Source organism: Pseudoalteromonas rubra, assembly GCF_000967655.1.
GTDB lineage: Bacteria > Pseudomonadota > Gammaproteobacteria > Enterobacterales > Alteromonadaceae > Pseudoalteromonas > Pseudoalteromonas rubra_A.
The window spans coordinates 24545-48562 of record NZ_JXYA01000002.1; the positions used below are offsets into that span (position 1 = coordinate 24545).

Here is a 24018-nt window from a genome sequence, read left to right on the forward strand (position 1 = left end):
AGTTACTTGCAATCTCCTTTGTCTTTCCACACAGCCCAGCGGCTAGCATTGTCGGCCGGGTTCTGATTGCGTGTCCACCACTTAGCCTGAAACAAACGTCCGTTGTAACTCACCTGATCGCCGGCGGTATAAACCGCATTGGCGGACCAGACTGCGACCCGACAACCGGGGATCTGTGTTTTGACGCTTATGTTGTGCGTGGCTGAGCGAGTTTGCAACCCACTCTCATCGCTGGCCACCGCATATATCTCATACGCACCCGCTTCGCTCAAGGTCACCGAGGCTGAGTAAGGATTTGTATGACTGCTTGCAACCTGTTTGCTATTAACAAAATACCGAACTTGAACCAGGTCGCCATCCTTGTCAGAGGCGCTAACCTGCAGCGCGATTGGCTGCCCCGGTGCAAACTCACTGCCATTTTTGGGGCTGTTCAGGGTTACTTCTGGCGCATGGGTCTCACCAGGCGCTGCACTCACTTTAATTGTGCGTGTTGCCACCGCGGAGCGGGCGTCCTTGTTATCTATGGCAACCGCACTCAGAATGTATTCTCCAGCTTGTTTTGCGTCAAAGTTAAATGCATAAGGTGCCTGAGTAAGCTCAGTCAGCAACTGTCCATTGACACTCACTGATACCTGTTTAATCGTGCCATCTCTGTCGGTTGCCTTTAATGCCACCGCAACTTTGCTACCTTCACTCACCTCTAGGTCATTGTCTGGTGATAAAAAGGTCAGTTCAGGCACCTGATTTGGCTGATCCGCTTTGACACCGCACTCGACGCCGCGCTGCCACACGCCCCAGGAACCTGAGTTATGCGCTGGGCTCTGGCCTCGGTTCCACCATTTGGCCGTATATTCAAAGCCATCAAAGGACGCTTTATTACCCTGTACATAGACCTGACTTTCTCTCCACTGGGGTGTCTTGCATTGCGCAGGGTCAATTAAGGTAAAGCGCACGGGCTCTGAGGTGACTGTCAGTCCTTCGTTGTCTTCTACAATCGCGCTGAGTTGATAGGTGCCGGTTTCATCGCTTTGCCACCTTATCTCATAAGGCTCAGCGGTTAATGTCCGATATTGCTCGCCGTTTATAACAAAAGTGACTTTAGCAACCTCACCATACTCATCCTTTGCATCTGCACTGAAGGTCAGCGCTGAGTTAATCTTAAAGCGACTGCCCTCGCCCGGGTTTGTTATGCTAATTTCTGGTGCTTTATTTTCTGTACAGGCAAAGACCCCCACTTGTTTAAACGCCTCGCCAACCTCTTTTATGTCGTAACCCAGCTCCTCGGCAGCATCTGTTACCCCGCAAGCCAGCGATTCAAAATTGCCGTTGTAAACCCAGTAGTGTTTGTTGGCATGTAACATCACTTCATAAGCTTTTTTCACACCCCAGCCGGGTGTGTTTGCCAGATGATAAAATGCTTTATTAAACACCCCAGAGCTATAGTGAACATCCAGCCCTATGGTGTAATCATCCGCATGACCAATGGACTTGCCGTCTTTGGTTGGGTCATCCATATAGCGCAGCGCTGTGCGGTTTTTGAAAATACTGGCACCAATTAACCAGTCTACTTCACAATTGCCATCGGCGTCTTGATTCAAAAAGCACTCCAGTGCTTCCGACGTCATATCTGAAAACGCTTCGTTTACACCGCCAGACATACTGCTATATACCAGCTTCGAGTTTTGTGACGTCACACCATGGGCAATCTCATGGGCGACCACGCCCAGTGATGTAAAGGGATATACGCCATAACGCGACAAGTTACCGTCGCCAAATGTCACTTCCTTGCCATTCCAAAATGCATTCAGGTAATTTTCACGGTAGTGCACCCGCATCACCAAATCGCCTTCAAGCGCGCGACTGCTGTACCAGTCATCAAACATCTCCAGCGTTGCTTTTCCATAATACATGGCATCATTGAGCGGAGAATAGGCACCGTTAACTGACTTATGCTGGTTCTCGTGGCAATCAAACACAAAGGTCTCTGTATTACTGATGTTGTGTTCCATGTCGATCACGCGAATATCATCATGCGCCAGGGCACAACGCCCATCGTCACGCTCTGTGGCATAAAACTTGGGCTTATCTTCGCCGTAGTAATGGCGGCCGATTTTCTCATTGCCGCCGGGGCCCGTACCTATTTTGCCGTGGGTCAGAGTTTCAACATGGCTCAACACCTCTGCACTATGGGCATCAATAAAGAACTCCGGCCGGCTGGGCGCTTGCTCTGTCTCAGCAAAGAAGGTGATCATATATGCCAACCTAAAGCCATCCTGATAAGGGAAAACCAGCAGTTCAATCTGTTCATCCTGGGTCAGCAAAAGATCCGGGATACTGGCTTTTGCGCTGCGCAAGGCTTGCGCTTCATCAATTGACGCCACCACTGAATCCAGCTTAGGCGCCGGGACCACTGAGCCACTGATACCCGTGATATTACCCTCAGGGGCAAACCACACACTAAACAGGTTTTGCGCATCATGATGGGTGACGATTTCCCCACCATGTACCCGTACCCCCTGGTAATACTGGCTACGACGCAGGTGTTTGCCATCTTCACTGCGGCTGTGGGTTTTAAATTCAAAGCCAGGCATAGTGCTTGCCTGACGGGATTGGAAAAAGCGCGTTGACTGCTGCAACTGTTCAATCAGCTGTGATTCCAGCTGCTTATTACTGTGGACACTGATCGGGGCGGTGTTTGCAGTAGCACCAAACACGCTCATTGCGGCGAGAAAAGACGCTATGGGTGATAGTTTGTACATGATTATACTCTTATTGTTCGTTGTTTTTATTTGTCTGTTAGAAGCGCGTCCCTGCGCTGTTTAGGGGCTATCCGTAAGCGTGAGTTAATTTATAGCTTGCGCCAGACACCATTGCTGCCAGGCGACTGACCTCGTGTCCACCAGCGTGCCTGCCAGGTTTCACCGTTATACATAACTTTATCACCGCCGGTATAAACCAGGTCACTGCGCCAGGCACGCACTTTGCCATCGGCTGGAATGATTTCCTGCCACACACCGCCATTGGCAGGCAGCGCCCCCCGTGTCCACCAGCGAGCGTGATATTCAACGCCTTTGTAAAACACCTTATCGCCGCCTACATACACTTTGTTGGCATCCCAGGTGGTGTTGTCGTCACCTGGTGTCGGCTCCGGTTTTTCAGTCAGATTTTTCACGGTCACGTTGAATTGACGTTGCACTTCATGAACGCCATCGCTGACGGTCACAGTGCCGGTTACAGTCTGTGTTTTATCTACTTCGGAGGCCGTCAGGGTCACAGATGCGCCCTGACCACTGATTGTGTGACCAGGCACATTCCAGCGGTAACTCAGTGTTTTACCTTCCGGATCAGTGGCATCCACAGTCAGCATTTTGCTGGCCTTTTCATCCAGGTTAATACTCGCTATGTCTCCAACAACGGGAGCTTTATTTTCAACTACCGGCGCTTTCACCTGTACTTTGACTTGTCGCTGTACCTGGTTCACCCCATCGGAGACCTGTAAGTTGACAGTAAAAACTGCGTCCTGAGCGACATTGGGCGCAGTCACGATAACGCTGTCATGCTCGCTTTGCAGATTCAGCTGAGCATCGCCTGACCAGCGATAGGTCAGCGCTTTACCTTCCGGATCTCGCGCGTCGGCAGTCAGAATATAAATGTCACCCGCCTGCAAATTCAGGTTAATCGGCACAGTAACTATGGGTGCTTTGTTCACGGGCACTGGCTCAGTGACTTTCCCGGCCAAGCCTTCGTGCATGGCATTGAGAATATCGCCGTTATCGGCATCAATTTCCCAGGCGAACAAGCCGCCGAGGTTGTGCTCACGGACATATTGCCCCTTGGCTCTGACGGAGCGCGGGCTGTCATAGGTCACCAGGGTGCCTGTATCGCGGTTCCACACATAGGCCGCTTCGGCTGTGGTGTCATAACCCACTTCAAAGCCATTAATGCCCTGCTCACCACTGCCAATCATATGCGCCTTCAGACCTTTATAGTCGATGACACCCGCTTCCCAGACGCCCTGTGATGTACTGCCTCGTAACTTACCATTGGCTGGTGCCGTCATCGGGTTATCGGCGATTTTGGCATTTTTGGGATATACCCCTTCCCAGCCACGTCCGTACATGGCTGCACCGACGACCAGTTTTTCGCTGGGAACGCCTTGCTTGAGTAGTAACTGAATTGCATTATCCAGCGTATAAGCGGGGCCTTTTCTTGCTTCACCTTGCTCATCAACACCCGTACCCCGGCATTCATCTGAACTCAGATGTGAACCACAGTAAATGCCCGTCTGATGGCCTGTTTCGTTGTTCCAGCCACCGTAAAAGTCATACGTCATGGCAAAGATGTAATCCATGTACTGCGCAGCATCGCGATAATCAACATCTTCGATTTTGTCCCAGCCGGTACCTATGGCCGAAGTTAATTCGTATTCACGACCGGTTTGAATTTCCAGCTCGTCCAACATCTCTCTGAGCTCTTTCATCAGTAATACATAGGTTTCACCATCCGTGCTGGCACCCAAATCAGGGTGAGCACCGTCACCACCGGGGAACTCCCAGTCAATGTCTACGCCGTCATAAAATTTCCAGGTGGTCAGAAACTCGCGCATTGACTTCACAAAGGTGTCGCGGTTTGCTTTGTCCGTGAAATCAAAGAAGGGATCGGATAAAGTCCAGCCCCCTACCGAAGGTAAGATCTTCAGATCCGGGTTGCGTTGTTTCAGCGCCATTAATTGCGCGTAGGTGCCACGAATTGGATCTTTACTGCTGATCCCAGGCAGTGCCTTTTGCACCGCAGCCCAGGGGTCATGGATCACCACTTCATAGTCTTCAGAGCTGCCACAGGCGAGCTTTAAGGCACGCAGGCTATTGCCATTTTCTATCTCAGCCAGCGAGTCATTGGGACCACAAATAGGAATAAAGCCATACAAAAGGTGAGTCAGGTTATCCGCCGGGATTTGGGTCACATCAAAGCTTCGGCCGTATATGCCCCACTCAACAAAATAGGCACCTACCACGGTATTGGGGTCGGTGTCATACTTTTTGTTATTGGGATTGACGTTCAGCTTGAGTGGTTCCAGGTGCCCACCATCGGTATCCGCAATTACGATGGGCTTACTGGCAGAGGTGGCACAACCCGACGCATCACACAATGCAATGCGCAATTCATGCCGCCCTGATTTATGATAAGGGAAGCGGATCACCCCACGGGTGGTGCCTTTCGCCAGCTGCCCTTCATTAACCACCTCGTCATCAAAGTACACTTTGTAACTGTCACCCCCTTTGCCCGACCAGGCATTCCATTCGATAGCGATATTCACTACCTCTTTGGCCTGGATCAGCTGTTTGTAGGAGCCTCTGCCATAAATGTTCACATCAACAAAGGAATAGTTTTGTGGTTTCCAGTTGATGCTCGGGGTTGATGGCGCAGCGACTGCTGTCGCTACCGATAAAGCTGATGCGACCGCAGCCGCACTGATCAAATAGTTAAACATGTTTTTTCCTCGTTCGTTGTTATAGTTTTTTCCACACGCTGTGCTTGCCAGGTTGCTGGCCTCGGGTCCACCAGCGAGCCTGATAACGCTCGCCCTGATAGCGCACAATTGCGCCACCGGTATAAGCCACGGAGACTTGCCATTGGTCTTGCGGTTCTGAGGGCGGCGCAATGCGCTCCCAGGCTTGGCTGCTATCGGGCCGTTGTCCGCGAACCCACCATTTGGCGCGATATTGGTTGCCGTTAAAGCTGACAATGTCTCCGCTGGTATAGATCTTATCCACCAGCCAGGTATCACTATCGGGAGGCGTCGGGGTGTCATTTTGGTTGGTCACGGCAATGACCAGATTGACTGAGGTGCTAAGTTGCCCGTCGGAAACCGTAACTTTGCCGCTAAATTGCGTGTCCTTATCTACCTTTGGGGCCGTGACTGTGATGGTTGCGCCGTTGCCGGTGTAACTGACTTGGGCAGGCAACTGCCAGTCGAAATCCAGTCTGCTTTGCTGGTCATCAAAGGCATGCACATGCAAATGCGCGCTTTGTTCTTCTTGTACCGTCAACACGGCTGGGGTATGCACTGTGGGTGGTGTATTCACGGGCCTGGCAACCACACTGAGATTAAAGGTATGCGCCTGATCGCTCACAAAAACCTGATTGCTCGCCAGATTAGTTGTATCAAAGTGAATATTGCCGTGCGCATCTTGCACACCAATGCGGATCAGTGCAGCGAATGCCTCATTGAGCTGAATCGCAAAATACGCAGGCCAGTCGGCAAGGCGCTGCTCAGAAATGGTGAGTTTTTCCTGAATAAGCTCTTTGCCGTTGCCGTCGAACGCCCGCAACCAAATGGTATCGCCAATATTGGCCGTCTGCCCCTGACGCAGATAGTACCCGGCGCTGTGCCAGCTTTGTGGTGGCTGGGGTTCAGCGTCTCTGATGAGCGTAATATCACTACAGTTATAAAAGCCTTCTCCGACTACATCATCCCGTTGCCAGCGGCTGTAAAGGATGGCATCGCCCGAAAACTTGTCAGGAACGGCCACTGTCATCTCGTAATAACGGTTACCGTCGGGTGCCATAAAAAAGTCGACATTGCCATGGCTTTGCACCAGCTCCAGATCGGCCCAGCTGAGTGCTTTGTTTTCAAAATCCACGCCCGGCTTGGTCAAATAAAACTGCCAAAAGCTCGGATTGTGTGGCGTTGTGGCCCGATAGCGGATCTTGATTTGCCCCTTGCCATCGACCATCACCGGGGTTTTCTGCCAGTCTTTGGAGGGTAAGCCCATGCCAGCTTTGTTTTTATCTCCGGCATGGCATAAAGTCCCATCGGGAATATTCGCCTCGACCGCGCTTTGATCGTTAAACTCTGCCGTATTGACGGCAAATTCATGTTTCTGGATAAACTGCACATGACCGGATTGCAAAAATGCAGCACGGCAAGCTGCATTGGGGATTTTGGAACCATCTTTTGGCCACCAAAACCCGCCCTGCTCCTGACAAATCGCCTGACGGGCCTTGGGAAAGTCCATATAGCCATGGGCATGCGCCTGATTGATGGCAGCCAGGGTCATCCCAACGGCCAAAGCCGATAGGGTTTTATTGTATTTCATAGGGTTATCTCCTGCGGTGGCAGTGATGCCACCGCTATTTGTTGAGGATTACAGCGAGCAAACCTGCTGCCAGGCACCACCATTGGATGGTGTTGCATTGGTCCACCATTTTGCTTTGTAGACGTAACCGTTATGGATCAGCATATCGCCACCGAGCGCATGACTCGGTGTACCGGCCCAATTGGTGCGCGGCCACTGGGGGTATTGATTGATATTACTCAGCTCGACGCCCTGACAACCTGAGCCCTGTGGTGGTTTACCGCCGGATGTGTCGTCCGATTTTTTCGCTACAGGCAGTAGAGGGTATTCACTACTGAAGGCGTATTGCTTACCATTTTTTTCAATGACAAAGTTAACGGGTCCGGTGATCGGCATGTAATACATAACCTGGGCATTCACGGTCTCTCCCGGCTTGAATGACTCCAGCTGGCCACCCCACTCGTTTTTCAGGGTAATTGAGAAACGATGAAATTCGTTGTCAAAGCCACCTATGTTATTACCACGTGCATTGCTGGCATCAACCTCCACCTTCATGCCGAGCTTTTTACGGGCATTCCAGTTGGACTTGAAAATCGCCGAGGTTGAGACTGGCACATTAAAGCTGATGGTTGCCCCGCTCAGGTCCAGCTCCGAGTGGTTAGTGAACGCGAATGTAGGTCTGATCGGGTAGTTCTGATCGCCAACCGGGAAGTCTTTGGCATTAAAGCGAATATCGACTGCCATCTCAGGTACCGTGAATTCGGCATCACCCTGCGTCGTTGCGTAGTCAGTACCATCTTGATTGAAAGTGTTGTAGGCAAGACTCGTCATAGTCGAGCCCATGAAGTACTCACCTTTATCTGCATGGTAGTCAAAGTCGCCGGCCAGCTCCCAGAACATCACGCCACCCAGGCCTTTTTCAACCACATAGTTAAGCTTGGTTTGCATGGATTCAGTATCTTCCAAGGACAGGAAGACTTTTTTCTGTTCGTTGTACAACCAGGGCGCGACAGCGATGTCATCGTAATGCCGCACATAGTCTCCCCGCAGCACATCATCCGAGTCTGTGTCTGGCGTTAAGCCATAGTCGGTTAGGTAGCTTGGGTTGATGCCGTGTTGCAAGTTCTTTGCGTGCCAAAGTGGATTGGAGCCTGCAGCGACTTCTTGTCCGTTTTCAATATCGTGCCAGAGGTTGTCGATGCCAATGGCACCGTTGCCACATTTGTTTTTCTCGCCAATCCCAGTCCCTTTCGGGCAGGCGTTTTGATCTGGCAGAGGCGCGCGACCCCAGAGGCCGTTTTCACCGCCACGCACATCTTTAAAGCCACGGGTGTAATAAGGGATACCTATGTTGATCCGCCCCGCAGGCAATGCGCCTCTGAAATAGTTCACGGCCCAGTCTGTGTTGAGATAGCCAATTCCCCCAAACTCTTTGGTACCATAGACATTCCAGGTTTTCAGCTCGGTGTCTTTACCCGTGTCATACAAAGGCGCGTTATGGCCAACATGGTCATTCCAGGCGCCGTGCAGGTCGTAACTCATGATGTTCACAAAGTCGAGGTATTGCGCGGTCTGGAAAGTTTCCATACCTCTGAGTAAGTAACCCGAAGAAGGAGACGCTATGGTCAGCATATAGTGCTTACCATCCTGCTCGCCTGCTTTATCCAGTGCTTCACGCAAAGATTTCATCAGCACCTGATAAGACTGATTCAGGCCAGCGCGGCGCTGGTTGCTGATCTCAAAATCCTCAGGATGGCCCGAGTCTTTCATCGAGGACGGGTATTCGTAGTCAATGTCCAGACCATCAAAACCGTACTGACGTAAGAAGGCCACAGAGCTGGCAACAAAGGCGTTTATTCCGTCATGATTAACACTGCCATCGGCGTGGGTGGTCATAGTGTAAAACCCGCCACTGTTGACGCGCTTACCGGTTTCATCGAAGTAACCGCCCGTCTCAGCCCAGCCGCCAACAGAGATCATGGTTTTGACGTGTGGATACTGCTTTTTATAACGATTTAATAAGTTAAAGTGACCGGTATAAGGCAGACTTGGATCCATTTCGGCGCCTGCCTCACCTGGCCAGGTCATATTGGTCGCCGCATTGCCCTGTGCTTTCGGGTCGCCAATACTTAGCTCATTTTGGCTGTTTACATGGGCAAAGGCATAGTTAATGTGGGTGATCTTGTCCCACGGAATATCATTGACCAGATAGCTTGGCTGATTATTTTTACCATGACGCCAGCTGGTAAAGTAACCAATCACACGCCGTGGATGATCTGCCCCCATTTTCTCCCGACCTTCGCTATCGTAGACATCACAATAAGCACTGGTTACGCCGGGTGTACGATATAGTCCGGCAGGCAAACAATCCAGCTGACTGGTTTTATCGTCACCAGGCGCTTTCACAATGAAAGTACGCGTTATTGTTTCTGACACCAGGCCATGCTCGTCCGTTGCCTGCAAAGTAAACTCATGACGCCCGGCAGAGGCTGCCGACCAGTTATAATGCGCTTCAGTCAGATCTGTGCGCTTCACCTCTTTGCCATTGTGTGTCAACGCCTGCGTTATGCGATCATTTTCTTTATCATGACTTCGCAGCGTCAGGCGAACCTGACTGCCCACTTCAAGCTCACTGGGCAACTCGGCTGTCAGGCGTGCAACCGGTGCGGTGTTTTTATCTTCAGGCGGTAACGCGTTCACCACGACTGTCCGCTTGGTCGATACAGATTTTGCCCCGTCGTCATCAATGGCCACAGCATGAAACAGGTGTTCCCCTACGCGTGCTTTCCAGTTAATTGCATAGGGGGCTTCATCCAGCACTTTGACCAGGGTGTCATTGTGATAAACCAAAACCTGCTTGATCACACCATCACTGTCACTCGCTTCAAAAACGAACTGGATCTGTTCGCCTTCGCTTACATTTACCTCACCCTGAGGCTGAGCGATATCAATAACCGGCGACTGATTGGGTAGCTCAGTGCCACGACATTCTCCCAGCTCACGCCATTCCTGCCATTGCCCGGAGCGAAGCTTAGGTGATGAACGATTCCACCAATTTGCCCGATAAGCTATGTTATCTTGTTGCACTTGCTGACCAGACGTATACACCTGACCGGCTTGCCACTGAGGTATCCCACTACAATCCACCGCCGCACTCGCGTGGTGTGCCATTAATGCCAGCGCTATTGCGCTAAGCTTAACGGCTGGCTTTGACATGTTAATTATCTGCATAAATACATCCTCACTTGTTTTTATTTTTAACCTGATATCAATGAAAAATGAGTTTGTTTCCATCTTGGTCCAGGCGGATGCAGTGTATCGTTCCAAAAACACATAACAAGTGACTATATAAAAATAATAATCTAGTACATTTTTACTTTTATTAACTCTGCGATGCGAGCCATAAATGTATTTATGCTATTGATAATAATTGAGATTATTTATTTGTTGCATTATTATGAATACTGAGATAATTAACCCGCACCATTGTGTATCTTAAAACTTACAAAAAGCACTGGTAAGAACAGCCATAAGGATGGCTAAAAATAATTTTTATAGCACTTTTTGACCACAAAGAAGGCACAAGGTATCTGTTGTATAAGGTAGATTGACACAAGCGGTGATATTAACACTCAATCAAATAGACTAAGCTGTAACCAGGCCATCCATTCTCAGAGCTCGATTTGTGTACTTATTAAAGGCAAAAGATAGTAATCAGCTATAAAGCTAAACGAGTGCAGTGAGACATCAGCTTACCCTAACTGTAACCAATAACGATAGGAAGCTTAGGCGGATATAGCGCTTTAAAAGGATAGATTTGGAGTGGTGATAGATACGGGGTATACCAGTGAAGGCATACCCCGAAAGGTGTTTATTTCTGACGTCTGCGGCGTACCCACAGCAGCGGCAGTGCAAGTAAAGACAACCAGCTCAGCGACGCTGACTGACGTTCATAAGTCTCAGTTTCCGGAGCTACACACTGCTCAAGCTCTGTACTGCCCGTTTTTGTCAATACGACTGGTACAGTCACTGATTCTGACGCTTCATTGCCGTTGGAGTCTTTGTCCGGGTTGCCAAACGAATCCAACTTGGTAACTGTTTTGGTTGCTACTGCGTAAATCGTATTGTCGTCTGTGATACGAATGGCTTCGGCGACTGTATATGGGAATTCATCGCTTTGACAAGGCAGCAAATCGTTGATGTTAGTTAGCTTTTCATCGCCAAGCTTATACATAAATGCTTCACTGCGCGGGTTAGAAACATTTTTCTCTGTCTCACCCTGGCCAACAATGTAACCGGCATTATTAATGTCTCTGACATAAGTGTCTGAGCCACTGAAATAACTGGGTATTTCCACAAGCGTTTTGTTGCTCATATCGTAGTAAAACCCGGCTACCTCAAACAAGGAGCCCTGGTATTGTTTGCCTACGTATCCTGCAATCACATTACTGTCGTTGATGTCGACAGCATTACCAGCCTGGTCAAAAACATCGTGCTCGCGCAAAGTGAAAAATTGACCATTCTGATAGTAGCCAGGTTCTTCATAGGCTTTCAGGCTATCGTCAACTCTGATCCTGGATTTACCAACAGCAATCCCCGCCTTATTAACAGCAAACGCTGAGCTATAGAACGGGTTATCTTCATCGTCTTTACGCTCTAGGCCAATACCCAGATTCTTTGTCTCAATAACGTTGAAATCTTTATCCAGCGTCCATTGGTAAGCACGCAAATCATAGACACCACGTCCCTGACGCCAAATACAGACCGCTTCAGGTTCGTCTTTGTCATCACAGTTATCGGTGATGGTTGTTTGGCTGTTCTCTGGCAAGCCCACTGATGCCTGGCCCACCACCAGATAGTTGCCTTCATCGGTCAGGGTAATGTCTGTCGCGATACTGTAGCCACCATATTCGGTGAACTCAGGCTCCAGTGTAACACGCTTGCCACCTGGAGAGATTACGATGCCACGTGCATGCCAGTCGCGAATGAAGTAGGTTTTCGCTTCACTTTCTCCTTCAGGCGTAAACGTGATCTTTTTAAAAGGTGCCGAGCCCCAGCCAGCCACAGTGCCATCTGCCGCGATGGCCGTCATCGCATTACTGACGGAGCGTGTCAGGCCCGCATAGTCTGGCGATTCTATATCAAATAAATCAATCAGATTAACGCTGGTGCCGGTGAATTCGAGCCCAGCCACAGAACTGATTTTTTGGAATTCAGCGCTGGCGCTTTGGGTGCTAGACGACAAGTAGCTCAGCATAAAGGTATGCGCTTCTGCGTCTGTCGCAAGCGCATTACCATTCTGTATATCATCCAGGGTAAAAGTGATGGTTTCATCCCTGTTTTCCAGAATTGCTTTATAGGTATCGTAATAATTGGTGATCGAGCTGTCTTGAAAATCGATGTAACTAATATCGACAGGCAGATTATACAGTCCCGTAACGCGACCAATAGCTTCGCCGCTTTCATTGGCATCCGTTACATAGTTCATCTTGCCTATGTCACTGATGGGTAATTCAGTGAGTTTATAGGGTGCGGCAACTGCCACACCAGATAGGCCGAAGATAATGCTGGCGGCCATAAGTGAATATTTCATTTCAATCCTTACTACTGATTCTGTAATGCTTCTAATTCTTCCCAACGCTCAAACGCGGCTTCAAGCTTGGACTCAAGGTCGGCCAAATGGTTCAACGCGGTTTGGGTCGTTTCAGGATCTTGCTTGAAAAACTCTGGTGAATTCACCAGGTTTTGCTGCTCTTCCAACTCGTTTTCCAGAGCCTCTACTTTACCCGGCAATGTTTCCAGTTCAAGCTTTAATTTGTAGCTTAACTTGCCGGATTTGTTTTTATTGGCTGATTTTTTGTTATCGCTCGCCTGCTGCTTCTCTTTATCGAGCTTTTCCAATGCTTTTTGCTGTTCCTGGCGCTGTGTCCGATATGCTTCAAAATCACTAAAACCACCGACAATCTCGGTCACTTTGCCTTCGCCCTCAAATGCCCAGACACTGTTACAGGTATTATCGATAAACTCTCTGTCGTGGCTGACTATCAGGATTGTTCCCTGATACTGGTTGATGATCTCTTCGAGCAATTCCAGAGTTTCGATATCCAGGTCATTGGTTGGCTCATCGAGTACTAATACATTTGACGGTTTAAGGAATAGCTTGGCCAGCAACAGACGGTTTTTCTCTCCACCGGACAAGGCCTTAACCGGGGTGCGCGCTCGCGCAGGCGGGAATAAGAAGTCTTGCAGATAACCGAGGACATGGCGACTGCGGCCCCCCATTTGTACTTCCTGCTTGCCTTCGGCAACGTTGTCCTGAACGGTTTTTTCCTCATCCAGCTTTTCACGATACTGGTCGAAATAGGCCACTTCAAGGTTTACGCCCTGCTTCACTTTGCCGTTATCCGGCGCAATATCACCAAATAAAATTTTCAGTAAAGTGGTTTTACCGACGCCGTTGGGACCGATGAGACCCACCCGATCGCCACGCATGACCAGGGTCGAGAAGTCATCTACAATGCGCTTATCTTTAAAGGCATGACCAATATGCTGCGCCTCGAAGACCAACTTGCCGGAGCGATCGGCTGACTCAATGTTAAAGTCAGTTTTACCGACTTGCTCCACACGCTGCTTACGCTCAACCCGCAGTGCTTTGAGCGCTCTGACACGTCCTTCGTTGCGTGTGCGGCGTGCTTTGATCCCCTGACGGATCCAGGCTTCTTCTTCGGCTAGTTTTTTGTCAAATAAGGCGTTTTGTGCCTCTTCAACTTTCAGATCGTGTGCCTTTTGCTCCAGATACTTAGCATAATCGCCCGGGTAAGAGATAAGCTTACCGCGATCCAAATCAAGAATACGCGTCGCAACGCCGCGGATAAATGCCCGGTCGTGGGAGATAAAAACGATCCCGCCTTTGAACTCTTTTAGGAACTGCTCAAGCCACTCAACACTGCTCATATCCAAGTGGTTGGTTGGTTCGTCCAACAGCAACAAGTCTGGGTCGCTCACCAATGCCTTAGCTAAAGCCACTTTACGCAGCCAGCCACCGGAGAGTTTTTCCAGCTTCATATTGGCACTCAGTTGCAATTGGGTCAGTACCAGCTTGATGCGGCTTTCGAAACGCCACGCATCTTTTGCTTCAATGTCGGCTGATAACCGCTCCAGGCGACTAAGCAAACTGCTTGAATGGTCGGTTTGTAGTGCTTCACTGACATGATGATAATCAATCAGTAGCTGGGCAATATCTGGCAGGCCACCGGCGACATAATCGAATACGCTGCCCTGTGCGCCCTTTGGCGGATCTTGCTCGAGCCGCGATACTTTCAATCCCGATACCCGGTTAATTTCACCATCGTCGAGCTGAACTTGCCCGTCGAGAACCTTGAGCAGGGTTGATTTACCGGCACCGTTGCGCCCGACAATACAGACCCGCTCTCCGGCTTCAATGACCGCATCCGCTTGATCTAACAAAGGATGAGTACCAAAAGCCAGTTGGGCCCTTGCAATTCTGATTAAATCCATCTTACTTTAACAACTCTTTTATATCTTGTTCTGTGAAGGGCCAGAACAAGGTTCTGGCACTGTCTGTTGACTTAAGTACGGGAATTGACGTCTGATAGTCAGCCATCAGCTGAGGGTCGTCCACAATATCCTGATGCACTACAGCGTCACTGTCGACACAACGTAGCACCAATTCGTGAGCTTGCTCGCAAAGGTGACAGCCGTCAGTATAAAAAAGGGTAAGCTTAGCCATGGGTGATCAACCAACTGTTGTGAATTTGCTTGTTGCGCTTGAAATCCGGTGACAAAGTTTGCTCTGACACGTTTTCAGCCTTGAGCCCAAGCCCCATGAGACCAACTTCATCCATTTTAAAGCCCCGTTTATTATTAGAGAACAACAAGGTACCACCCGGGCTGAGGATTTTTTTCACCCATCCCAGTAGCTGGATATGGTCGCGCTGCACATCAAATACGTCTTTCATACGTTTTGAATTAGAGAACGTTGGCGGGTCAAGGAAGATCAAATCATATTGACCTTGCGCGTGTTCAAGCCACTTAAGACAATCTGCCTGCTCAAATCTGAATCGCGGGTTACGCAACTCGTTTAACGCGAAGTTCTCTTCTGCCCACTTCAGGTAAGTTTTAGACATATCGACGGTAGTCACTGCTTTTGCGCCACCGAGTGCGGCATGGACCGACGCACTGCCGGTGTACGCAAACAAGTTAAGTACACGCTTGTTCTTGGCATTTTGCTGAATATAGCGTCTGGCCAGGCGGTGATCTAAAAACAATCCGGTGTCCAGATAATCGAACAAGTTAACTTTGAACTTGGCGCCAAACTCTTCAACCACTTGCACCCGATTTTGCTTGCTGAGTGCGTTGTATTGTTCCTGACCTTTTTGCTTTTTACGCACCTTAACCGCAATATCTGAAGGGTCGATATCCAGAGTTTCTGCGGTCAGCGTGATAACATCCTGAAGGCGTTTGTTGGCGACTAACTCGTCGATTTCTTTCGGTGCGGCGTATTCAAATACCACGGCATTGTCGCCGTAGACATCCACCGCCACATTATACTCTGGAATATCGGCATCATACACACGATACGCCTGCACCTGCTCTTTTTTGAGCCAGCTTTTTAAAGCTTGCTTGTTCTTTTTAACCCGGTTGGCAAACGCCCGTGACTGTTCAAAATGCAGCGCGCCGGTCTGTTCGTTTTGCGCCACCTGGCGCTCATCCATATCGTAAAGATACAAAGCGACATCGAGCGGACCGTTTTTAAATTTATAACGCTTTTTCGACGACAGCTTAAGCGTTTTAAATAGTGCTTCATCTGTACCAAGTAAGGCCACAGACCAGTCTTTATAGTGCTTTTTAAATCGCTCGCCCATACCCCGGTAAAGGCTAATTAGCTCTGCCATAGAGCCTAAACGCTCACCATAAGGCAGGTTGCTGAGCAATGTGCCCGGGCGTTTGGCAACGCAAGTCAGCTGGCTGGCATCTCCCTCACTAAAACGGATGTATTGCTCGAGCCCTGCGCGTTTGGCGTTGCCCATTGCGGTTTCCAGCACCTGAGCGTCAATGTCCTGGCCGATGATCCACAAGGGTTTATCCAGCTGTGCCTGTTTTAACTCGCTTTTTAGCTCTTTAAATTTGGCATCACGAAACCCGGGTAAGCGCTTGAAGGCAAAGTCTTTGTTTATATTGGCAGGCAGGTTCAGCGCCATGCTGGCCGCTTCTATCAGCAAAGTACCAGAGCCACAGCACGGGTCAAACAAAGGTTTAGAGGTATCATTCAGCCAACCACTGCGCTGCACCAATGCCGCTGCCAGGTTTTCGCGAATAGGTGCCCGGCCTTGTTTGGTACGATACCCTCTGTCTGACAGACGTGGGCCAGAATAGTCGATATAAAGGGCAATTTTTTCCTTATTGAGTTTAGCTATTACGCGTACATTAGCATCTTGCTTATCGACTGACGGGCGTTGCTCGTACAGATCCTGAAAATAATCCACAATGGCGTCTTTGATCACTAAACCGGAAAACTGCGTGTTTTTCAGCTCTCGATTGGTACCATTGAATTCGACCGCAAATGTTTGCTTAGGACCAAACCACTCCTGCCAGCCCTGAAAACGCGCGAATTTGTATAGATCATCTTTGTTGTTGATGTTTTCGTGCTCATCAATCAGCATCATGACGCGCGTTGCAAAGCGCGTGGTCATACAGAATTTCTGCACTGCCAGACTATCCGCAGTAAAGCGGACCGAACCAACACTTTGTTTGACAACTTCCAGCCCCTGAGACTGAAGCTCTTCAAGCAACAGGTTTTCAATTCCGATGGACGTTAAGGCGATAAACTGCAATGTAAATACTCAATAATTTCAATTGCAGCGAGTATAACACAGCAAGGAGCAGACTGGGATATCAGAGTGGATGTGCGCATTGTCGCGCATTAAAGACGATGGGCAGCCCTATCAGGCAGTTTTTGTCAGCTTATGTGCTTGGATCAGAGGGTGTACTCGATCGTTTAAAACCTTGATGGCCTGAAATTGCTCAAGCTCAATGTTTTCATCCAGCATAAACCCCTGAGTAAGATTAATACACAGACAGCTCTGGTGATTGTGGTCCACAATCAAAAATTCACCAGGCTGGCATTTGGAGTGCAACGTGATGACCGCATCCACCAAAGGCTGACCTCCCGTATAGCTTTTGAAAAACCAGCTTTTAGCTTGTACGGGGAGTAAGTGGAACTTAGCCGCGGTCGCATTAAGGGCGATTTGACAACATTGAGGCTCTGACCAGACTTTGAATCCGAGCAAGTAATCGTATACGTTACGATAAAAAGCGGCTTCTTCGACACTTAAGTCGACACTTTGCAGGGAGTCTTCCGTTAATTGTCTGAGACGAAACGGCGTGCATAACTGAAGGTCATCACCCAAATCAACAAGCAGTCTGTTCCTGTGGCTACATCTTATCCACCGCCACTCTTTGGATGCTTGCAAAACGGACCTCCCGATATCAATGTGTTATGCATCTAAGACCTAGACAGAAGTATATCGCGAAATATCGCTGTGTGAAAATTTTTGTAATAACAAATTGTTTTAGATCATCGCGCTATATGAATGATCTTTATAAGGAAAAAACGATCATTGCGGCAAAACAATGATCGTTTTATCAAAATGTATCTCAATGGCGTTTAAGTTACAGAATAATTACACTTATTTTCAGTAGCTTATAAAACAACCGGTTAGATCTCCGTGATGATCTTTTTGATCAACTGAGGACCTTCATAAATAAAACCGGTGTAAACTTGGATCAAATCGGCGCCGGCTTCAAGCTTTTCTTTTGCCGCAGCTGCGCTGTCGATCCCGCCAACACCAATAATCGGGAGCTTACCTTCGGTCATGCGCTTCAGTTCGCTCACCACCTGTGTCGACTTTTCGCGTACAGGACGACCCGATAAACCACCCGCCTCTTCTGCGTGTGCAAGACCTGTGACCGCTTCTCGCGACAGTGTGGTGTTAGTGGCAATAACACCATCAATGCGGTTATTAACCAGTGATTCGGCAATTTGCTGCAACTGAACAGCATCCACATCCGGTGCAATCTTAACCAGCATAGGTACTGACTTTTTGTGTTTTTCGATCAGGTCTATCTGCTCATTTTTCAGGCTCTGTAGTAAATCATCCAGGGCTTCACCGTATTGCAGGTCACGTAATCCTGGTGTATTTGGCGAGGAAATATTGACGGTAATATAAGACGCGTGCTCAAACACTTTACGCATGCAGTGAATATAGTCATCTTTACCCTGCTCGTTCGGCGTATCTTTGTTTTTACCTATGTTGATACCCAGGATACCGCTGTAGCGGGCCGCTTTAACATTTGCGACCAGGTTATCTACCCCTTTGTTATTAAAGCCCATGCGATTAATAATCGCGTTGGCTTCTGGCAAGCGAAATATCCGGGGCTTGTCGTTACCGGCCTGAGGTCTGGGTGTAACCGTACCCACTTCAATAAAGCCAAAGCCCATCTGGCTGAATGCATCAATACACTCTGCATTTTTGTCGAGTCCCGCAGCTAACCCCACCGGGTTGTCGAACTCCAGGCCCAGAAAATTAACCGGTTTCTTTGGAAGTGACTGTGACCAGGCCATACTTAATGGGGTGTTCGCGAAGCGGCGTAAATTTCCGAGCGCAAAATCATGAGCCCACTCGGCATCTTTACTGAACATATAGCGACGCGCTAAATCATAAAACATGGAGACTCCTTAAGTTCCTAGTAACGTATGACACCAATCAGCATTCATGCATAAACCATTTAAAGGATAAACCGTCGCTCACTGCGCTAAAAACTTCTGATTTAGTACCACACAAAACATAAAATTCTTGCCTGGCTATCACCGAGATTGTCTTGCCTCAAAACGGCTTACTTAAATGAAGCGACTTGGTGTCAATTTTCAAATCTGAGATAAAAAAATACCCCAGCAAAGCCGGGGTATTTTAACGGGTTATTTTCTATTTGGAAGTGTCACAGTTGTGACTCAACAACATCAGTTCACGCAATGCCACTGAGAACTTGGCAAAGTCATGACTCTGCGACGTCTTGAACTCAGCCAGCATTTGCTGCCAACGTAGCAATAACGTTGACTGATTTTCCATCCACTGATTGATCAGTGAATCGACATCGTGGTCATCGCCCTCAAAGCTGTTCAGAACAACTTCAGACAATGCACGTTGCTGCCAGTCCAGCTCTTCACGGTAAGAGGCACGTGCCAGCGCCTGCCAGTGGTTGGCAACCGGTTGTGCCGTGATCTGGTCAAGGAACCAGTGCAGCCCCATGTTCGCACCCAGTTTGAAGTATGTGTTAGACACTACATCAATGGCACGGCCAGAGCTTGCAGCTACTTCTGCCAGGTCCATGACTGAGAACAGGCTAGACAGAGACACGATACGCATTGCGATTTGCTCTGGTACACCTTGTGCGATAAGCGCGTCGGCTTTTTCTGTCAGGCGTGCACTTTCTTCTTCAACCATGTAGCTGTTGAGGTTTTTGCTCAGATCTGCAAAGGTCGGCGCAAAGAACGCAATGGTTTGCTCAATGGTCATACCTTTGTTGCGGTGACGCAGGAACCAACGCGTTGTACGGCGTACAGTGCGACGTAGCTGATACAACATTTCTGTCTGAACCGCTGATGGAATATGGTTATCCAGCGCAGCAATTGACTGCCAGGTCTGTTTCATTTCAAAGATTTCGCTGGCAATTGAGTAGCACAGCGCAATCTCGGCTTCCGTTGCACCTGTTTCCTCGTGCATACGGACCATGAAGTTCAGACCCATGTCGTTAACTATGTTGTTAGCTAGTTTCGTCGCAATGATTTCTTTACGCAGTGGGTGGTTATCCATCGCCGCGTTAAAGCGCTCACGCAGTGGCACAGGGAATGAATTCACTAACAACTGACGGTAATACGGGTTTTCTGAAATCTCATCAACAACCAGAGATTCTTTCAACACCATCTTAGAGTAAGAAACCAGAACCGACAGCTCAGGACGAGTCAGATCAGACCCTGCTGCTGCGCGCTCTGCCAACTCTTCATCCGTTGGTAAGAACTCAATCGTACGGTCCAGTTTACCCTCTTTCTCCAACGCATGGATAAAGCGGATCTTCTCTTTCAGTGTTGCCGGACCTTTCGACTTAGTGATAGACAAGGTATGCGTCTGGCGGTAACAGTCAGCCAGTACCAGCTCAGACACTTCATCCGTCATGGCATACAGCAGTTCATCACGCTGTTTCTTAGTCAGGTCGCCTTCTGCTACCAGACCGTTCAACAGGATCTTGATGTTTACTTCGTTATCCGAACAAGCTACACCACCTACGTTATCAATGAAGTCGGTGTTAATGCGTCCGCCTTTCTCGGCAAACTCGATACGACCCAGTTGCGTTGCACCCAGGTTACCACCTTCACCAAAGATCTTAGCACCCAGCTCTGAACCATCGATACGCAGACCGTCGTTCGCGCGATCGCCAACATCGGCATTGGATTCAGACTTAGCTTTAATGTAAGTACCGATACCACCGTTCCACAGCAGATCAGCTGGCATCTTAAGCAGCGCTTTGATTAGCTCATTAGGTGTCATGCTGGCTTTTTTGGTGCCCAGCATCTTCTTCATTTCAGCCGTCAGGTTAATTGACTTAGCTGCACGAGAGAATACACCACCGCCCTCAGAGATCAGCTCTTTGTTGTAATCTTCCCAGCTTGAGCGAGGCAGTTTAAACAAGCGTTCACGCTCTACATAAGAGCTTGCTGCATCCGGATTCGGGTCGATGAAAATGTGCATGTGGTTAAAGGCTGCCTGCAGGCGAATGTGCTTAGACAGCAACATACCATTACCAAATACGTCACCACCCATGTCACCGATAGCAACCGCGGTGAAGTCTGTAGTCTGACAGTCGATGTCCATTTCACGGAAATGACGTTTAACCGACTCCCACGCACCTTTCGCTGTGATACCCATTTTCTTGTGGTCATAACCAATTGAACCACCTGAGGCAAAGGCATCACCCAGCCAGAAGTTGTACTCTTCAGCAATGCCGTTCGCGATATCCGAGAACGTCGCGGTGCCTTTGTCGGCAGCAACAACCAGATACGGGTCGTCTTCGTCATGACGCACAACGTCAACTGGTGGCACAATTTCACCGTGAATGATGTTGTCTGTGATATCTAACAAACCACGGATGAACATCTTGTAGCATTCCTGACCTTCTTTGAAGAAAGCTTCACGGTCACTAGGCAGCTGCTTACAAACGAATCCACCTTTTGAACCAACCGGAACGATTACTGTGTTCTTAACCTGCTGTGCCTTAACCAGGCCCAGTACTTCGGTACGGAAATCTTCACGGCGGTCAGACCAACGTAAACCACCACGCGCGACTTTACCACCACGTAAATGCACACCTTCTACGCGCGGAGAGTAGACAAAGATCTCGTACGCAGGCAACGGCAACGGCATGTCAGGAATGGCACGTGGATTCACCTTGAACGAGACATAAGACTTGTTGCTGTCGTCCGCTTCTTTTTGGTAGAAGTTAGTACGCAGTGTGGCGTTGATCATATCAACGTACATGCGAATGATGCGGTCGTCATCCAGGTTAGCAACGTTTTCCAGCTCCAGGTAGATCTTCTCAATCAGCTTGTCCAGCGTCTTTTGTGCCGCTTTCTTCGCAGGAGAGAATTTCTTCACAAACAGCTCTACGATTTGCGCTGCAATGTGCGGATAGTGCTCAAAGGTATTCTCGATATAAGATTGCGAGAATGTCACACCGATCTGACGCATATATTTAGCGTATGCACGCAAAATAGACGCTTCACGGCCAGTCATACCACCCAGCAATACCATGCGGTTAAAGCCATCGCTTTCCAGACGGTTGTTCCAGACGTTGGTCAATGCGGCGCGAAAACGTGCAGATACTTTATCGAAATCTGCAATGCCTTTGGAGTCGATCATCATGGAGAAGTCCATGATCCAGTTTACCTGACCATCGCTAGTTTTGATTGCGTAAGGCGTTTCACCAATCACGCGCAGACCAAAGTTTTCCAACATCGGCATAACGTCTGACAGGTGGATCGGCACATCTTTGTGGAACAGGCTCAGACGAACGATTTCGCTGTTTGCTTCTTCCTGAGGACGATAGAACAGCATTTCCAGCTTTTTCTCGTCGCTCAGTTGCTCCAGCTTCTCAATGTCGACTACAGCGGCACTAGGCAAAACCTGATCTTTGTATGAGTGTGGGAACGCATTGGCATACTTGCGGTTTAGCTCGTTACCGCGAGTTTCACCATTGCTGCCAAGCAATGCTGACTGTAGTTTATCTTCCCAAGTGCGAGCGGCTTCTGCCAGGTTATTTTCGATGTCTTTCACGTTGTACTTAATACTGTTGTCTGCCACACGCACGATGTAATGCGTTCTCGCCAGTGTGGACTCTGAGAAAAAGGTCGTAAACTCAACTTTTTCATTGGACTTAAATGCATCTGCCAATAGTTTTTGAGTTTCACGACGTAGTGCCGTGTTATAACGCTCCCGTGGTACGTATACCATACAAGAGAAGAAGCGCCCGTATACATCACGGCGAACGAACAGACGACACATGTCGCGTTCCTGAATTTGCAATACGCCTGTCGCAACTTCCAGTAGCTCGGCTTCACGGGCCTGAACTAACTCGTCGCGCGGATAGGTTTCGAGCAAGTTTAATACGGCTTTATAAGCGTGCGTACCTTCTGCAAAATCACATTGCTCCATAATACGCTGGATCTTGCTCTTGAGCACAGGCACATCGGCAGCACTATTATTGTAGAAGCTCGATGAGAACAAACCAATGAAACGGTCTTCACCGATCACATTGCCCTGCTCGTCAAAACGCTTGATACCCACATAATCAATATAGGCTGGACGGTGAACACGAGACAGAGAGTTAGTCTTGGTTAAAATCAGCAGGTTTTTGCTGCGGGCTTCTTTTCGGGCCACTTCTGGCAGCTCAGAAAGCAAACGACCGCCATCGTGGCTGGAGTTTTTCATCAAACCCAGGCTGGTGTCTGGTACAGCGCGCAGCTCATGGTCACCTTGTACTGGCACCAAATCATACTGGCGGTAGCCCATAAAAGTGAAGTTATCTGAAGATAGCCATTCAAGGAACTCAACCGCTTCATTGACTTCTGCCTGAGAGCAGTCATGGTGACGTGATGGGATCTCTTTACTGACTGCAACCAGCTTATCGCGGATTGGCTTCCAGTCTTCAACTGCCACAGACACGTCTTTCAATACTGATTCCAGTTCTTCGGTAAACGCTTTGATTGCCTTGGCATCTGTCTGACGGTCGATCTCAATGAAAAACACTGTCTTAGTCGACGATGATTCTTGTTCTGCTTTTAAATTTGATAATGCAGTGATCTTGTTACTGCTGTCGCGCTTAATTTTAAGCGGGCTATGCAACAGTAAGTGAGACACGATGTTTTTGCGGCTCAGTGCCATGCGTACCGAGTCAACCAAAAATGGCATGTCTTTGGCGATGATCTCGACGATCGTGTGAGAGGATTGCCAGCCATCTTTGGCTACTTCCGGGTTGAAAACGCGAATAACCGCGTCGTCAGTGGCATTCTTTTCGAGAGAATTCCAAAGACTCAATGCGGCTCCGTATAAGTCACTGTCGTTACGATGTGCCAAGTCCTCTTTAGACATATTGCTGTACAAGGCTTTGGCAAAAGTTTCAACGAGCGACACGTTTTCGGCATGAACTTTTTTGTGGATCAGCTTGGTGACGTTATCCAGGATAACCGATGCTGGACCTTCATTTTGTGTCATTATGTGTTCCTTAATCTATACCACCTTTGAACGGTAGATTATTTGTACAGCCATTTATTAGCGTGGAGTCATGTGAATTTTAACCTTTCTGGCGC

The 24018-nt window shown here is 48.8% G+C and carries 11 protein-coding genes; all 11 read right to left on the reverse strand.

Translation table 11 applies throughout. From position 1 onward, the window contains the following. Positions 1-2 precede the first annotated feature (2 nt). Positions 3-2759: an Ig-like domain-containing protein gene (locus TW77_RS01040; RefSeq protein WP_046003118.1), complete on the reverse strand. Its 2757-nt coding sequence runs from the start codon at positions 2757-2759 to the stop codon at positions 3-5. A gap of 89 nt (positions 2760-2848) precedes the next feature. Further along, positions 2849-5491 carry a glycosyl hydrolase family 18 protein gene (locus TW77_RS01045; protein ID WP_046003119.1) on the reverse strand — a complete coding sequence of 881 codons (2643 nt, stop codon included), beginning with the start codon at positions 5489-5491 and terminating at the stop codon, positions 2849-2851. Between the two features lie 19 nt (positions 5492-5510). Then, entirely contained in the window at positions 5511-7100 is a 1590-nt protein-coding gene (locus TW77_RS01050; RefSeq protein WP_046003120.1) for a lytic polysaccharide monooxygenase, read from the reverse strand. Positions 7101-7148: 48 nt separating this feature from the next. Further along, positions 7149-10310 carry a glycosyl hydrolase family 18 protein gene (locus tag TW77_RS01055; RefSeq protein WP_046003320.1) on the reverse strand — a complete coding sequence of 1054 codons (3162 nt, stop codon included), beginning with the start codon at positions 10308-10310 and terminating at the stop codon, positions 7149-7151. Positions 10311-10950: 640 nt separating this feature from the next. Then, complete coding sequence (locus tag TW77_RS01060; RefSeq protein WP_046003121.1) at positions 10951-12672, reverse strand: DUF3466 family protein; 1722 nt, start codon at positions 12670-12672, stop codon at positions 10951-10953. Between the two features lie 11 nt (positions 12673-12683). Continuing rightward, on the reverse strand, positions 12684-14597 hold the full coding sequence (uup, locus tag TW77_RS01065) for an ATP-binding cassette ATPase Uup (protein ID WP_046003122.1): 1914 nt from the start codon (positions 14595-14597) through the stop codon (positions 12684-12686). 1 nt (position 14598) lies between these two features. Continuing rightward, positions 14599-14829: a glutaredoxin family protein gene (locus tag TW77_RS01070; protein WP_046003123.1), complete on the reverse strand. Its 231-nt coding sequence runs from the start codon at positions 14827-14829 to the stop codon at positions 14599-14601. Beyond that, entirely contained in the window at positions 14822-16933 is a 2112-nt protein-coding gene (rlmKL, locus tag TW77_RS01075; RefSeq protein WP_046003124.1) for a bifunctional 23S rRNA (guanine(2069)-N(7))-methyltransferase RlmK/23S rRNA (guanine(2445)-N(2))-methyltransferase RlmL, read from the reverse strand. Before rlmKL ends, TW77_RS01070 begins: the two co-directional genes overlap by 8 nt. A gap of 111 nt (positions 16934-17044) precedes the next feature. Next, complete coding sequence (locus tag TW77_RS01080) at positions 17045-17572, reverse strand: cell division protein ZapC domain-containing protein (RefSeq protein WP_082078781.1); 528 nt, start codon at positions 17570-17572, stop codon at positions 17045-17047. 245 nt (positions 17573-17817) lie between these two features. Then, positions 17818-18828, reverse strand: a complete 1011-nt coding sequence (gene pyrD, locus TW77_RS01085; protein WP_046003125.1) for a quinone-dependent dihydroorotate dehydrogenase — start codon at positions 18826-18828, stop codon at positions 17818-17820. Between the two features lie 256 nt (positions 18829-19084). Continuing rightward, a complete protein-coding gene (locus tag TW77_RS01090; RefSeq protein ID WP_046003126.1) occupies positions 19085-23923 on the reverse strand; it encodes an NAD-glutamate dehydrogenase in 4839 nt (1612 codons plus the stop codon). Positions 23924-24018: the final 95 nt, after the last annotated feature.